Here is a 13,436-nt window from a genome sequence, read left to right as displayed (position 1 = left end):
TCTTTTTAATTACCATTAAAATAATTAAAAAGATGAAAAGAATAATAATTATAATACTTGTAATGGCTATCCAATCAGTTAAAGGCTTTGGTCAAAATAAAATGTTGAATGTTGAATATGAGATATTTTATAATACTGATATACCTAATACACAATATGCTAATTTATTTGTTAATGAATCTAAAGAAGAATCAATTTACATAAAAAAAAGTGATTCTAAAGTAAATAAACAAGTAAAGAGAGAAGAGGACAACTCAATATCGATTACCTACAAGTCAAAAAGAAGTAGTGCTACTTATTTTAACTTTAAAAAAGATACTCTAATTAGTTCTGAAAATGTTTTTGGTGAAGAGTATCTAATTACAGAAAAAACACCTAAAATGCATTGGGAATTAATTGATGAAACTAAAGTTAAAGACGCTATTACTTTATCAAAAGCGATATGCGAATTTAGAGGAAGAAAATACATAGCTTGGTATGCATTAGAATTTCCACTGAAATATGGGCCATGGAAATTACATGGTTTGCCAGGTCTTATTTTTGAAGTATATGATGAAACTAAAAGATACAATTGGTATTTAAAAAAATTAAATTATGAAACACTAGATGAATCCGTTTTTGTCATGGACACTCAAAAAGCTAAAATAATTGACATTAAGGAATATGCTAAAATAAAATACAATACTGAATCAACAGATGAAAAGCTATTAACGAAAATGCCACGGGGTACTACAATAGTTAGTTCACAAGTATTTAGAAATGGTTTAGAAATTAAATTTGAATGGGAAAAATAAAATTGATATTCTTCTTTGCATTTTTTTCTTTAAACGCAATTGCTCAAATTAAAATATCAGGTAGTGTTATCGATATTCAAAACAAACCAATTCTGTCGGCTAGTATTATTCTAAAAGATAACAATGGCAAGATTATTTCATATACGTACTCAAATGAATTGGGTAAATATAATATAACTACAAACAACAAAGGAAAGCTTATTTTAGCTGCAAATGCTACGAGATTTGAGCAAAAAAGTATTGATATTGCAATAGAAGGTAACGACATCAAGGATATAGTTTTTGATTTAACACCTAAAAGTAATGAACTACAAGAAGTAATAGTTACAGCTTTTCGTCCAATAACAATTGATGGTGATAAGGTCATTTTTGATGTCAAATCTTTTGCGCAAGGGAACGAGCAAGTTGTAGAAGATTTATTAAAAAAAATACCGGGACTGAATATTGATGCCAATGGAACCATAAAAGTAGGTAATCAAGAAATTGAAAAGGTGATGATTGATGGAGATGATCTATTTGATCGAGGCTATAAAATTTTAACTAAAAACATGCCTGTAAGTCCCATTGAAAAAGTGGAACTTTTACAAAGATATTCTAATAATAAGCATTTAAAAGGCATTGAGAGCACCAATAAGGTGGCATTGAATCTCACCTTAAAAGAAGATGCCAAACGCATTTGGTTTGGCAATATGCAAATAGGCTATGGATTGGTAACGGCGAACCGATATGAAGTCAAAAGTAATTTAATGAATTTTGGTAAGAAAAATAAACATTATTTTTTAACTAATTTTAACAATATAGGATTTGATGCCATTGGAGATATTGATAATTTGATAAGGCCGCAAAGGGTAAGTGAACCTGGTAGCATTGGCGATGACCAATCCGTAAAAAGTTTAATAGTTTTGGGATTTGAGATGCCAAACTTAAAAAAACGCAGAGTCAATCTCAACAATGCCGAAATGCTATCGCTTAACAGTATTTTTACACTTTCAAAAAAAGTCAAGTTGAAGACTTTAGGTTTCTTAAATACCGATGAAAATAATTTTTTTAGAAACGGTTTCCAGCAATTCTCCGTTGGGAATACTACTTTTATGAATACGGAGGATTTTAATGGTCGCAAAACACAATTAACAGGTTTTGGAAAAGTAGATGTAACCTATGATATTACAAAAACTAAAACTCTTGAATACACGGGGAAATTTAATAAAACCAACGAAAAAAACAGAAGCAATTTACTCTTTAACAATGACCTGTTAAACGAACAATTAAATGCGAACAATCAACTTTTTGACCAAAAAGTAGTTTTTACAAATAAGTTCAAAGAGAAAAAAGTATTCTTACTCTCTGGCAGATACATCAACGAAAAAACGCCACAAAATTATTCTGTTAATCAGTTTATTTTTAAAGATTTATTTAGCGAAAATGCCAATAGTACCACACAATTCAGCGAAAACAGAATGAAATTTGCAGGTATTGAGGGGCATATATTAGACAAAAAAGAAAGTGGTGATTTGCTTGAAGTAAAGTTTGGCAATCAATTACGAATAGATCAGCTAAACACAAGATTTGAATTGTTAGAAAATGGTAACAATCTTTCGCTCCCAACTGGCTATCAAAACAAGTTAAGATATGCTACAAACGACTTGTATTTATCTGCAAAATATCGCTTCAAAATAAAAAGTTTTACCTTATTGACTCAATCAGATTTTCATCAATTATTCAATGAACTGGAAAACTTTAATGTTAAAACCAATCAAAATCCATTTTTCATTATTCCAAAAATAGGCTTTGATTGGAAAATAAACGACAAAAATAAAATAGTAACTTCCTACTCTTACAACACAACAAACGCTGGAGTTTTAGATGTGTATTCAGGTTTTGTACAAACGGGTTTTCGCTCCTTTTCGAAAGGGTTAGAAGACTTTAATCAATTGAACTCTTCAAGCGCTATTTTGAATTACACTTATGGCAATTGGGGCGACAAGTTTTTTGCCAATACCTTTATTTTATATACCAAAAGCAATGATTTTTTTAGCACCAATTCCATCATTGCTCAAAACTTTTCACAGTCCGAAAAAATCATCATCAAGGATAGAGAATTTGTATCATTTTCTACCAGCATCGATCGTTATTTTAAATCCATCAAATCCAACTTAAAAATCAATATAGGAGCAACCACAACGAATTTTAAAAACATCGTCAACAATTCCAGTCTTCGTGAAGTAAAAAACTTCAATGGCGATTATGGTTTTGAGTTGCGTTCTGGATATAAAGGATTCTTCAATTATCATATTGGCACAAAATGGAATTACAACCAAGTAAAAACAACTACTACAAATTCATTCACAGACAATATGAGCTTTCTTGATTTGTCATTGATGTGTAGTGATCAATTTAATTTACAAGTTCAAAGTGAACGCTATTTTTTTGGGAATCTAAGTAACAATAGTAATAAATATTATTTCTTGGATTTAGAGGCGCGTTATGTGGTAAAAGAGAATAAACTAACCTTTTTCCTTTCAGGGAATAATCTTTTTAATACCAAAACCTTCAGGAATTATAGCATTTCTGATATCAACATTTCACAAACGGAATACAGACTATTGCCAAGATATGTGCTATTGAAAATGGAGTATCGTTTTTAAAAGCAGCAAGACGTTTATTACTGATGAATGCAAAGAATAATGCAATTGGGCTTATTTTACAGGTAGTTTTATTTCTGAAAAAGTATTCTTCTGTTTAAACCATTACAAATACGAGTTCTTTTTTGGTTTTGAACATAAAAAATAATTAATATTCAAATTTAGTGTTTTAATCTTTTTAAGATTATCCAAGTTCCAAATTTTTTCAGCAGTGGTATGTTGTAATTGTTAACCCTATTTAAGAACGGTTAACTGCAAAAGTAATTTATGCTTATGAAAGTTTGGGAAGCCTAGTGTTTTCAGTATTGTAAGAATAATGTTGTGTTTTATTATATATTTGTAGTAAAATAATTAGGATATACTGTTTTTTTTTTTTTTGATTTGTACTCGGACGTCCTAAACCACTTACTAAAAAGTTTAGTAAGACACTAATCAAATTATTTTAAAACTATGAAAAAATTCTTATTAAGTGCAACTTTGTTAGTTGCTTTTTCTGTAACTTCGTTTGCAAGTGAAAAAGAAAATGTTATGATTTCAAACAAATCTGATAAAATTGAAGTTAAATCAGATGAAACCCCGGTAGATACTGAATGCGATACCTATAGAATTGGTAGAACTATAGCTTCTGCGGATAAAAATGGGGATTTGGTGCTGACATCTGTTTATTTTACATTGGTTATTTGTGATGATGGGTTTGTAGCAGTTATCGAATAAAGACATTTTAGTTATCTGGAAAGCCTCTGAATTAAGTTTTCATTGGGATGGTGCACCATCCCTCTTTCAATCATCTTATAAATTACATCATGAGAGAAATATTTTTATTTTTTACTATAATCAGTTCGAATTTTATTTTTAGTCAAAAAAGTGTAAAAATTATTTACGAGCAAAAGTTTATTCGCAGTGATTCTTTTTTTAATCAAATTCCTGAGAAGGACAGGGAATCATTAAAAGAAATTATGAACAAGGCAGAAGTTCACGTTTTAATGTGTAATGAAAATGCTTCTTTATACAAAAATGCAGATTTAAAAGAGGTAGTTATTCCAGGCAAGGGACTTGTTGCTCCTAATACAATTGACCAAGGACTTGTATTCAAACCCTATAAAAATTGGCTTTTTAAAGATTATTCTAACAATGCTGTGATTGAATTAAAGAAAGTTGATGAAAATGAATATTATATTAAAAGACCATTCCGTAAAGAAGAATTTATATTTGATGAAAAGAAAAAAATTATTGAAGGATTTAATTGCAAATCAGCTTTTTTAGTAAAACCTAATAATGATACCATTCAATATTGGTATACACAAGACATACCTGTTTTGGACGGTCCTGTAGATGACATAAATTTACCAGGATTAATTTTAAGTATTGAATCAAAGAAAAAGATGATATACGCCATTAGAATCGAGTTTTCAGATACAGAGTATCCCTTGGATAAACTAAAAAAATCAATTCCGTTTATAACAGAGGTGGAGTATGAGCAATATAAATCTGATGCACTGAAGCCAAAATCCTATCAAGATGCTTCCGGAAACAAACATGAAACAAAGTCAGTAATCATTAAATAAATTAATCAATGAAGTATTTTGTCTATTTTTTGTTGCTCTTTTTTAATACGATGTCTTCTCAATTTGTAGTTGCGATCCACTATCAAAAGCAAACTCTATTAACGAAAGATTTAGTAAAAGGACTACCTGATAGTTTAAAGGATGAGATGATTAAGCAAGTCAATGAAATTAAATCTGAATCGGTGTTGTATATTCAAGGAAATGAGAATTTATATCACGTTAAATCAAAAGATGTTATTAAAAACAACGACAATTTAAAAAACAATAAAAATGACAAAACTGGTGCTACTATCATTAGTTCCAGTTTTGAGCATAGCTCAAAGGAAAAAAAATTAATCAAAAATTTCAAAAATAATAATTATACCATTAAAGAAAACGGAAAGTTAGTTGCTCATAAGTTGCCAAAAGCAATATGGAAATATACAAGTAAAACTAAAAAAGTCGCAGGTTATAATTGCTTTGAGGCTACAACTACTTTTAATAATCATAAGCTCACGGTTTTTTTTACTAGAGAATTATGGACAAAGGGTAGTCCAGATAAGCTTCCGTTTCTTGACGGAGTCATTTTAGAGTATAATTATAGTCATTTTTATGTGAAGGCTGTTAATGTAGACTTACAAGTTCCATTAATTACAAATTTTTTATAATGCAATGCAGTTAAACTTTAAACTCATAGTATTTCTTTTATTTCCAGTTTTTCTTTTTTCGCAGCATACTATTCGTTTCAAAGTTGTTGATGAAGCAAGTATTCCCTTGGCCAGAGCTATTGTGATCATGAGTCAAGACGACAATCAAATCGCTTTTGGCACCACTGATGCAAATGGTTTTATACAAAAGGAATTAGTTTCAGGATCGTATATAGTAACGATTAAAAAGCTTGGTTTTGTTCCCATTACAGAGGTGATTTCCATTACAAAAGAGGAGGTGTTAAGTTTTACACTGCTTCCAGAAACGAACCAGCTCAAAAATGTAATCATCACAAGTAGACCCAAAGTAATGAAGGTTAAGGGCGATACTATTTCGTATAATTTGAAAGCAGTGGTTGATGGTACCGAAAATAAAATTGAAGATGTAATTAAAAAACTTCCGGGGCTTGATATTGACCAAGACGGCAAAGTACTCTACAAAGGGCAACAAATAGATAACGTTCTTATTGACGGGAATGAGTTTTTTGGGAATAAACATCAAATGGCTACCCAAAATATAAATGCGGACATGATTGAGGGAATCGACCTGTTAACTAGTTATTCGGGATTTGCAACTGCCAGCGGTAGCAAAAAAGGAATAGCTTTAAACTTGAAAACAAAAGACAGTTATAAAAATAAATGGATCATGGATTTTGAGGCGGCTGCTGGAATAAATAATTCTTTTCGTTTCCACTCTAATTCTTTTAAATTTTTTAAGAAGGGAAATGTTGCCGTTATTTCGGATTATAATACAATTGCCAAAACACCAATTTCGCGAGAAGATTATAACGAAATGAGAATTTTGGCTGATGTCGATAGTGAAAATAGAGAATTTAAATCTATTGAAACCCCAACCTTTTTAAACCCCAATGCTTTTATAAAGGACAAGAAAAATGCTTTTATTGGACTTAATTATACGAGTTTAATAGGCAAGCGTTCTAAAATTACGTTCTCGAATGTTTTTAATAAAGCTATTATTACGGAGGAAAACGATAAACTCCAAACTAATGTTGGACAGCCACAAAGCCGATTCTCTTTTTTAGAAAATAAAGTTGCGACTTACAGTCTTAATAATAGTGCTTTTAAATGGGAGTTTAATAAGTCGAAAAATACTTTCATATCGTATGCTGCTGGATTTACACCAAATGCAGACAAAGATGTCCAAGATTTATTGCGCTCAGGAAATGTATTGAACTACACTAAGAGTGATGCAAATTTTAATTTTGCTCATGTTGTAAAAGTGCAAACTACACTTTTAAAGACTATCAATTATAAAGGAACAGCCCAGCATTCAGCAGATGATAACCGTCAAAAAGTTGATTTGTTTTCTCAACAAAATTTATTTGGTGGTACTTTTGATACCATTCATCAAAATCAAAACCAGAGACAAGCTAATTTTAATTTTAATAATGTATTTACAAGGACACTAAAGACCAATAATTTTAGTTTTAAAATCAACCTTTTGTCACAGCAAGACAGATTACGTACTGTTATTTTAGAAAACCAAAATAACGGTTTAGATGTTAAGTTGCAGCGAAAATCAATACAGACCAATTTTTCATGGTTAAAAAATTGGGATGCTAAGTTTCAATCCATTTTGGGTTTTAAAACTTCGGCGGTAAACAGTTGGTTTCAAGGCACTCAAAATGCATTTACCCGGTATGAGCCTAACCTTAGTTTGATTTATAATTTTAAAGGACTTAATAAACTTACGTTCAATTATTCGCTAGATCATCAATTGCCTTCGCTGAGTCAATTGCAGCAAACCGATATAATACTTGATTTTCAAACTATTTCAAAGGCTACTTCAATTGATTATAATCGAATAATTCCTAAAAATAGTTTTTCTCTTCAATACTTCAGTGTAAATCCAAGGAGTCAAAGTGTTCTTTACTCGACTGTATCCTATGATGTGGAGCAAAATTCTGTATCGAGCAATACCATCTACAATTCAGATTATATTGAAAACGTTGGGATTACAACAAGAAACAGAAAAAGTATTAAGGCATTAGCTTTGTATGATTTAAAGCTTAATCATTTGCCGTTTTCAATTAAAACCACTTTGTTTTATCTGAAATCTATAGGCTTGTCCCAGTTCAATAGTGTCGATAATGAAGTTGAGACTCAAAATTTCACGAATCGTTTGCAGTTGGTATCTAATTTTAGGAAATCACATGTACAGTTTGGGATTGACTATAACTTTATTCAAAGAATAGTAATGCAAAGTGCAACTAATTTTATTAACACGAGTCAAAATCATCAGATTGCGCTATCTATTCGTGGTAAAAGCAAGACTAAGTTAAAATGGGATATAGGTTTTGTAATAAATGATCAAGATTCAGGTTTTGATACCAATCAATTGTTTTTTCTAAATGCAAATGTGCAGTATATGGCAACTAAAAATTGGAAGTTATTTTTTAATGGAAACAACATGCTAAATTTGAATCAGACTACTTTATTGTTAAACACAACAAACGCCAGTTTTTTTACAGCATCAAGAGTGTCAATCCGTCCCGGGTATTTGATGCTTGGAGTCAATTATTCGTTATAGTAAAAATAAAACAAAACCCCATTTCAAATTATTTTGAAATGGGGTTTTATATATAATAGGAAATCAAATAGTAATCTATCCTAAAGCAGCTCTTTTGAAACCTGTAATTTCAACTTTGAATTCTTTAACATAATCACCCACTTTTTTACTGTCATCTTTGATGAAGTTTTGATCCAATAACGCTTTTTCTTGGTCTAAAGTAGTGTTGTCAGAGATGAAACGCAGTACTTTTCCAGGGATAATTTTGTCCCAAATTTGTTCTGGTTTACCTTCAGCTTTTAACTCAGCTTTAGCATCTTCCTCAGCTTGTTTTAGAACTTCTTCAGTTAATTGAGAGTAAGAAATATATTTAGGAACATTTTTTAAAGTTTTTCCTAAACGTTTTGCTTCTTCATTTTCTTTTTCGATTATAGCAATACGAGCAGCAAGTTCAGATGCAACGAAAGATGGGTCAAAATCTTTGTAAGATAATGTGTCAGCTCCCATTGATGCAACTTGCATAGAGATATCTTTAGTAAGAACTTCTGCGTTAGCTACAGCAGCAGAAATAGCAGTTAATGCAGCAATTTTGTTAACGTGAACATAAGATCCAACAAAAGCACCTTCTAAAATTTCAAAATCACCGATTTCGATTTTTTCACCAATAACACCTGTTTGTTCGATCAATTTCTCAGCAACAGTAATACCGTTGAAATCTGACGCTAAGAATTCTTCTTTGGAAGAGAAGTTAATCGCTTTTTCAACTAATTCTTTAGCTAAAGAAACGAAAGATTCATTTTTACCTACGAAATCTGTTTCACAATTTAAAGTTATGATTGCTCCTTTAGTTTTGTCAGCATTGATAAAAGAAACAGCTGCTCCTTCAGAAGACTCACGGTCAGAACGGTTAGCAGCAACTTTTTGTCCTTTTTCTCTAAGGTTTTGTATAGCTTTATCGAAATCTCCATCAGCTTCAACTAAAGCTTTTTTACAGTCCATCATTCCGGCACCTGTAGTTTGTCTTAATTTATTTACATCTGCAGCAGTAATTGTTGCCATAATTTTTTTATTTTAAATTAAAAAATAGTTTTAATAAAAAATTCCAAATTCAGAAATCCTGCATCCAATTGATAAATTAAATCATTGCTGATATAATTTTTGGAATTTGGAATTTTAGAATTTGGAATTTCTTTTTGTTTTATTCTTCAGTTGCAGTTGGAGCAGCAGCTTCTACAGCAGGAGCTACTTCTACAGCTTCAGCAGCAGGAGCTACCGTTTCAGCAGGAGCAACAACTTCAGCAGTTGCTTCGCCTTCTTTGTCAGAACCTCTATCAGAAAGTCCTTCAACAATTGCAGCGGTAACCAAAGTTAAAATTTTATCAATTGATTTAGAAGCATCATCGTTAGATGGGATTACGAATTCAACCTCTCTTGGGTCAGAATTAGTATCCACCATTGCGAAAACTGGAATGTTTAATTTTTGAGCTTCTTTTATTGCGATGTGTTCTGCTTTGATATCAACTACGAACAATGCAGCTGGTAGTCTAGACATGTCAGCGATTGAACCTAAGTTTTTCTCTAATTTAGCACGAAGACGATCTACTTGCAAACGCTCTTTTTTAGAAAGAGTCATGAAAGTACCATCTTTCTTCATTTTATCAATAGTAGCCATTTTTTTAACAGCTTTACGGATAGTTACGAAGTTAGTTAGCATTCCACCAGGCCATCTTTCAGTGATGTAAGGCATGTTTGCAGCTTTTGCTTTTTCAGCAACGATGTCTTTTGCTTGTTTTTTGGTAGCAACGAATAATATTTTTCTACCTGATGCAGCGATTTTTTTCAAAGCTTCATTCGCTTCTTCAATTTTTGCTGCCGTTTTATATAGATTGATAATGTGAATACCATTACGCTCCATATAGATGTAAGGAGCCATGTTTGGATCCCATTTTCTAGTCATGTGTCCAAAGTGAACACCTGCTTCTAGTAAGTCTTTAACTTCTACTTTGTTTGCCATTTTTGTTCTAGTTTACGTTCTGTTGATTAGCAATGCATAAATGGCGGTTTACCGGCTATATGCATTTAGATGCTAAACTATTTCCTACCTCAGTAGGAGAGCAACAACAACTGTGTTTTTTAAATTTATGCTGAAATTTTTTCAGCAACTTTAGAATAATTATACTGAATTAATTCCAGTACCTGTTCTTGAAAACCTGAAACGAGTTCAGATTGAAGTTCAGTATTAACGTTTTGAGAATTGAAATCTCTTACGAGCTTTCTTCTGACCGAATTTCTTACGTTCAACCATTCTTGGATCTCTTGTCAATAAACCTTCTGGTTTCAAGATAGCTCTGTTTTCAGCATTTACTTCACACATAACACGTGCTAATGCCATTCTTACAGCTTCTGCTTGACCAGTTGAACCACCTCCGTAAACGTTTACTTTAACGTCAAAGTTGCTTACATTTTCTGTCATAGACATCGGTTGTAATACTTTGTACTGTAAAGTTGCAGTTGGGAAGTATGTTTCGAATGCTTTTTTGTTTACAGTGATTACTCCTGTTCCTTCTGAAACATAAACACGTGCAACAGCGGTTTTTCTTCTACCGATTTTGTGAATAACTCCCATTACTTAAGATCGTTAAGGTTAACTGTTCTAGGTTTTTGAGCGCCTTGTTTGTGCTCTGATCCTACAACAACATTTAAATTTCTAAAAAGTTCAGCACCTAACTTGTTTTTAGGTAACATCCCTTTTATCGCTTTTTCAACTAGTAATGCAGGATTTTTTGATTGCAATACTTCAGCAGTTAAAGTTCTTTGTCCTCCAGGGTAGCCAGTGTGACGGATGTAAGTTTTCTCTTTCATCTTGTTTCCTGTAAGGTTGATTTTTTCTGAGTTGATAACAATTACGTTATCTCCACAGTCAACATGTGGTGTGTAACTTGCTTTGTATTTTCCTCTAAGGATCATTGCGATCTTCGAAGCCATACGACCTAAGTTATGCCCATCAGCATCTACAACAATCCACTCTTTTGTAACGGTGGCTTTGCTTGCTGATTGTGTCTTGTAGCTTAATGCGTCCATAATATTATTTTAATTAAACATTCCATCCCCAATAAAGGGGTTGCAAAAGTACAATTAATTATTTTAAATGCAAATACCTTAAATGATTATTTTTATCTTGTTTTAGTGCTGATTATCAAATGGATATTTAAAATTAATTTCTATCTTCAAATTTTGGATTAGTACACGTGCAGTGGAGTTACCGGAATCATGATTTTTTTTATGATTTTATTGACTATTCCTGATTTTTTAAACCTAAATTCTCTATTAGAAATGCTATTTTTGTCAATTAAATAGTTATTATTCTAATTATTTATATCTTGTAGGTATTTTTCCTTTATCAATTACAATAAATATCCCTTTATGAAAGCTAAAGCTACGTTAAAACAAATCGCAAAAGAACTGAATGTTTCTGTTTCAACAGTTTCAAAAGCGCTCAATGATAGTCCGGAAATAAGTGACCTAACTAAAGTGAAAATAAAAGAATATGCAAAACTCAAAAATTACAAACCCAATGTAATTGGTCTCAATCTTAAAAATAGAAAAACAAAAACAATAGGGGTCATTATTCCCAATATCTTGAATTCTTTTTTTGCCAAGGTTTTTAGCGGTATTGAAAAAGTAGCGGATGAAAAAGGGTATAATGTGATCATGTGTATCTCCAATGAATCTGCAGAGAAAGAAGCGCATACTTTGGAAATGCTTAGCAATGGAACCATTGATGGATTTATTGTTTCGGTTTCTGAGGAAGCACAAAAAAACCAGGATTACGATCATTTTTCCGCAATAATAAATGATGGTACTCCAATCGTAATGTTTGATCGTATTGCCGAAGGGGTTGAGTGCGATAAAGTAATTGTTGATGATTTTGATTCCGCTTTGAATGCCACCCAACATTTAATTAATCTTGGATGTAAAAATATCGCGCTACTTTCCTCTATTGATAATCTAAGTGTAGGTAAGCTAAGAGCCGATGGGTATTTGAAAGCATTAGAAAATAATACTATTGCAGTTAACTCAAATATTATTATTCGAACGGATGCCGAAGATGATTTAAAGGATAAAATCGAAAAAATATTTGAAAATAAAATAGACGGAATCTTCGCTATTGAAGAAAACGACTCTGTAGCGGCACTGCGTATTGCACTGAAAAAAGGATTTAAAGTGCCGGAAGACATCTCTATTATCGGTTTTGCTGACGGAATTTTGGCTTCCCGTAGATTGTCACCAAGTTTAACGACGGTAAGTCAGCACGGAATTGAAATAGGAGAAGTCGCAGCTAAATTACTGATTGACAGATTGGAATCTAAAGAAGAGGATATTCCTTATGAAACCGTGGTGATTAAGACGGTGTTGAAGGAAAGAGAGTCTACAATAAAATTGTAGCATCTCATTTAATGTAACAACAAAAAAATCTCTAATCGTTTTTAAATGATTAGAGATTTTTTTTGCAAAATAAAAGATAATTTTAATGCGCTTCCAACCAATCTTTTCCTGCTCCTAAATCAACATCCAGCGGAACATCCAGCGGAAAAGTTTTTTATTTATGCTCTAAAGAGCCCGCGTAATAAATTAATAAGGAAGTCTTTTAAAATTATGATGTAAATAGTTTGAAGTGTTAAACTTGATAATTATATGTTAAATCATAAGATAATTCGTTAATTCGTTTTTTTTTTTTTCATATTTGTCTTACGAAAAAACAATATGTGTTAGTTCGTAATTTGACCTAAATTTTTAAAGAACATTAGCTAAAAAATAGTTGCGAATATCATAAGCTAACCTTGTATTTTAGCCCCTTAAAAGTTCGGAGTGATATTTTAAATTTCAAACTTATATATTTGAAACATGAAATACAAGAAATGGACTTTAGAAGAAAAGCTAGAAATCCTATCCTTTTCAGAAGAGGTAGGAATAGTTGAAACTTGCCGTAAATATAGTGTCAGCACTGGCACGTTATATAGTTGGAAGAAGAAACACGACAAGCAAGGTGAAGCGGGTTTAAAAGTAACATATGACACTCGCAGTAAGGAGCTAAAGCAGTCTGAGGAAGAAAACAGAATACTACGTAAATTATTGGCTAACAAAGAAATTGAATTAGAAATCAGTCGTGAACTTTTAAAAAAAAAGTTTGGGACATCCGATCCAAGAAAGATTTAGTT

General features: G+C 31.7%; 12 protein-coding genes. 8 read left to right on the top strand and 4 right to left on the bottom strand.

Annotated elements, in window-relative coordinates; translation table 11 throughout:
* Positions 1–32 precede the first annotated feature (32 nt).
* The 6 genes from BUA03_RS14350 (at position 33) to BUA03_RS14325 (ending at position 8,238) form a co-directional block, all read left to right on the top strand.
* Complete coding sequence (locus BUA03_RS14350; protein ID WP_066080531.1) at positions 33–794, top strand: GLPGLI family protein; 762 nt, start codon at positions 33–35, stop codon at positions 792–794.
* Positions 782–3,439, top strand: a complete 2,658-nt coding sequence (locus BUA03_RS14345; RefSeq protein WP_066080528.1) for a TonB-dependent receptor — start codon at positions 782–784, stop codon at positions 3,437–3,439. The genes BUA03_RS14350 and BUA03_RS14345 overlap by 13 nt, the downstream gene beginning before the upstream one ends.
* A gap of 447 nt (positions 3,440–3,886) precedes the next feature.
* Entirely contained in the window at positions 3,887–4,150 is a 264-nt protein-coding gene (locus BUA03_RS14340; RefSeq protein WP_066080526.1) for a hypothetical protein, read from the top strand.
* 89 nt (positions 4,151–4,239) lie between these two features.
* Positions 4,240–5,001: a GLPGLI family protein gene (locus tag BUA03_RS14335; protein ID WP_066080523.1), complete on the top strand. Its 762-nt coding sequence runs from the start codon at positions 4,240–4,242 to the stop codon at positions 4,999–5,001.
* Positions 5,002–5,009: 8 nt separating this feature from the next.
* Positions 5,010–5,648, top strand: a complete 639-nt coding sequence (locus BUA03_RS14330) for a GLPGLI family protein (protein WP_072675751.1) — start codon at positions 5,010–5,012, stop codon at positions 5,646–5,648.
* 4 nt (positions 5,649–5,652) lie between these two features.
* A complete protein-coding gene (locus tag BUA03_RS14325) occupies positions 5,653–8,238 on the top strand; it encodes a carboxypeptidase-like regulatory domain-containing protein (protein ID WP_066080517.1) in 2,586 nt (861 codons plus the stop codon).
* Positions 8,239–8,313: 75 nt separating this feature from the next.
* On the opposite strand, the gene tsf is transcribed toward BUA03_RS14325, so the two are convergent.
* The 4 genes from tsf to rplM form a co-directional block, all read right to left on the bottom strand.
* The gene (gene tsf, locus BUA03_RS14320; protein ID WP_066080514.1) at positions 8,314–9,276 is read right to left on the bottom strand and encodes a translation elongation factor Ts; all 963 of its coding nucleotides are present in this window, start codon (positions 9,274–9,276) and stop codon (positions 8,314–8,316) included.
* Positions 9,277–9,415: 139 nt separating this feature from the next.
* On the bottom strand, positions 9,416–10,231 hold the full coding sequence (gene rpsB / locus BUA03_RS14315; RefSeq protein WP_066080511.1) for a 30S ribosomal protein S2: 816 nt from the start codon (positions 10,229–10,231) through the stop codon (positions 9,416–9,418).
* A gap of 225 nt (positions 10,232–10,456) precedes the next feature.
* The gene (rpsI, locus tag BUA03_RS14310) at positions 10,457–10,843 is read right to left on the bottom strand and encodes a 30S ribosomal protein S9 (RefSeq protein WP_066080508.1); all 387 of its coding nucleotides are present in this window, start codon (positions 10,841–10,843) and stop codon (positions 10,457–10,459) included.
* Entirely contained in the window at positions 10,843–11,298 is a 456-nt protein-coding gene (gene rplM, locus BUA03_RS14305) for a 50S ribosomal protein L13 (protein WP_066080505.1), read from the bottom strand. The genes rpsI and rplM overlap by 1 nt, the downstream gene beginning before the upstream one ends.
* A 342-nt stretch (positions 11,299–11,640) precedes the next feature.
* Here rplM and BUA03_RS14300 point away from each other — a divergent pair, with 342 nt between their 5' ends.
* Both BUA03_RS14300 and BUA03_RS14295 read left to right on the top strand, forming a co-directional pair.
* Complete coding sequence (locus tag BUA03_RS14300; protein ID WP_066080502.1) at positions 11,641–12,663, top strand: LacI family DNA-binding transcriptional regulator; 1,023 nt, start codon at positions 11,641–11,643, stop codon at positions 12,661–12,663.
* A 459-nt stretch (positions 12,664–13,122) separates the two neighbouring features.
* Complete coding sequence (locus BUA03_RS14295; protein ID WP_066080498.1) at positions 13,123–13,434, top strand: transposase; 312 nt, start codon at positions 13,123–13,125, stop codon at positions 13,432–13,434.
* The last annotated feature ends 2 nt before the right edge of the window (positions 13,435–13,436 follow it).

It is taken from the genome of Flavobacterium fryxellicola, assembly GCF_900143245.1.
Classification (GTDB): Bacteria; Bacteroidota; Bacteroidia; order Flavobacteriales; family Flavobacteriaceae; genus Flavobacterium; species Flavobacterium fryxellicola.
Note: the sequence above shows the minus strand (reverse complement) of the source record. Positions and strands in the feature narration are given on the sequence as shown.

Excerpts from the sequence above, each read along its gene's own strand:
- BUA03_RS14350 (WP_066080531.1), top strand. The coding sequence starts at position 33 with ATGAAAAGAATAATAATTATAATACTTGTAATGGCTATCCAATCAGTT.
- BUA03_RS14345 (WP_066080528.1), top strand. The coding sequence starts at position 782 with ATGGGAAAAATAAAATTGATATTCTTCTTTGCATTTTTTTCTTTAAAC.
- BUA03_RS14340 (WP_066080526.1), top strand. The coding sequence starts at position 3,887 with ATGAAAAAATTCTTATTAAGTGCAACTTTGTTAGTTGCTTTTTCTGTA.
- BUA03_RS14335 (WP_066080523.1), top strand. The coding sequence starts at position 4,240 with ATGAGAGAAATATTTTTATTTTTTACTATAATCAGTTCGAATTTTATT.
- BUA03_RS14330 (WP_072675751.1), top strand. The coding sequence starts at position 5,010 with ATGAAGTATTTTGTCTATTTTTTGTTGCTCTTTTTTAATACGATGTCT.
- BUA03_RS14325 (WP_066080517.1), top strand. The coding sequence starts at position 5,653 with ATGCAGTTAAACTTTAAACTCATAGTATTTCTTTTATTTCCAGTTTTT.
- tsf (WP_066080514.1), bottom strand. The coding sequence starts at position 9,276 with ATGGCAACAATTACTGCTGCAGATGTAAATAAATTAAGACAAACTACA.
- rpsB (WP_066080511.1), bottom strand. The coding sequence starts at position 10,231 with ATGGCAAACAAAGTAGAAGTTAAAGACTTACTAGAAGCAGGTGTTCAC.
- rpsI (WP_066080508.1), bottom strand. The coding sequence starts at position 10,843 with ATGGGAGTTATTCACAAAATCGGTAGAAGAAAAACCGCTGTTGCACGT.
- rplM (WP_066080505.1), bottom strand. The coding sequence starts at position 11,298 with ATGGACGCATTAAGCTACAAGACACAATCAGCAAGCAAAGCCACCGTT.
- BUA03_RS14300 (WP_066080502.1), top strand. The coding sequence starts at position 11,641 with ATGAAAGCTAAAGCTACGTTAAAACAAATCGCAAAAGAACTGAATGTT.
- BUA03_RS14295 (WP_066080498.1), top strand. The coding sequence starts at position 13,123 with ATGAAATACAAGAAATGGACTTTAGAAGAAAAGCTAGAAATCCTATCC.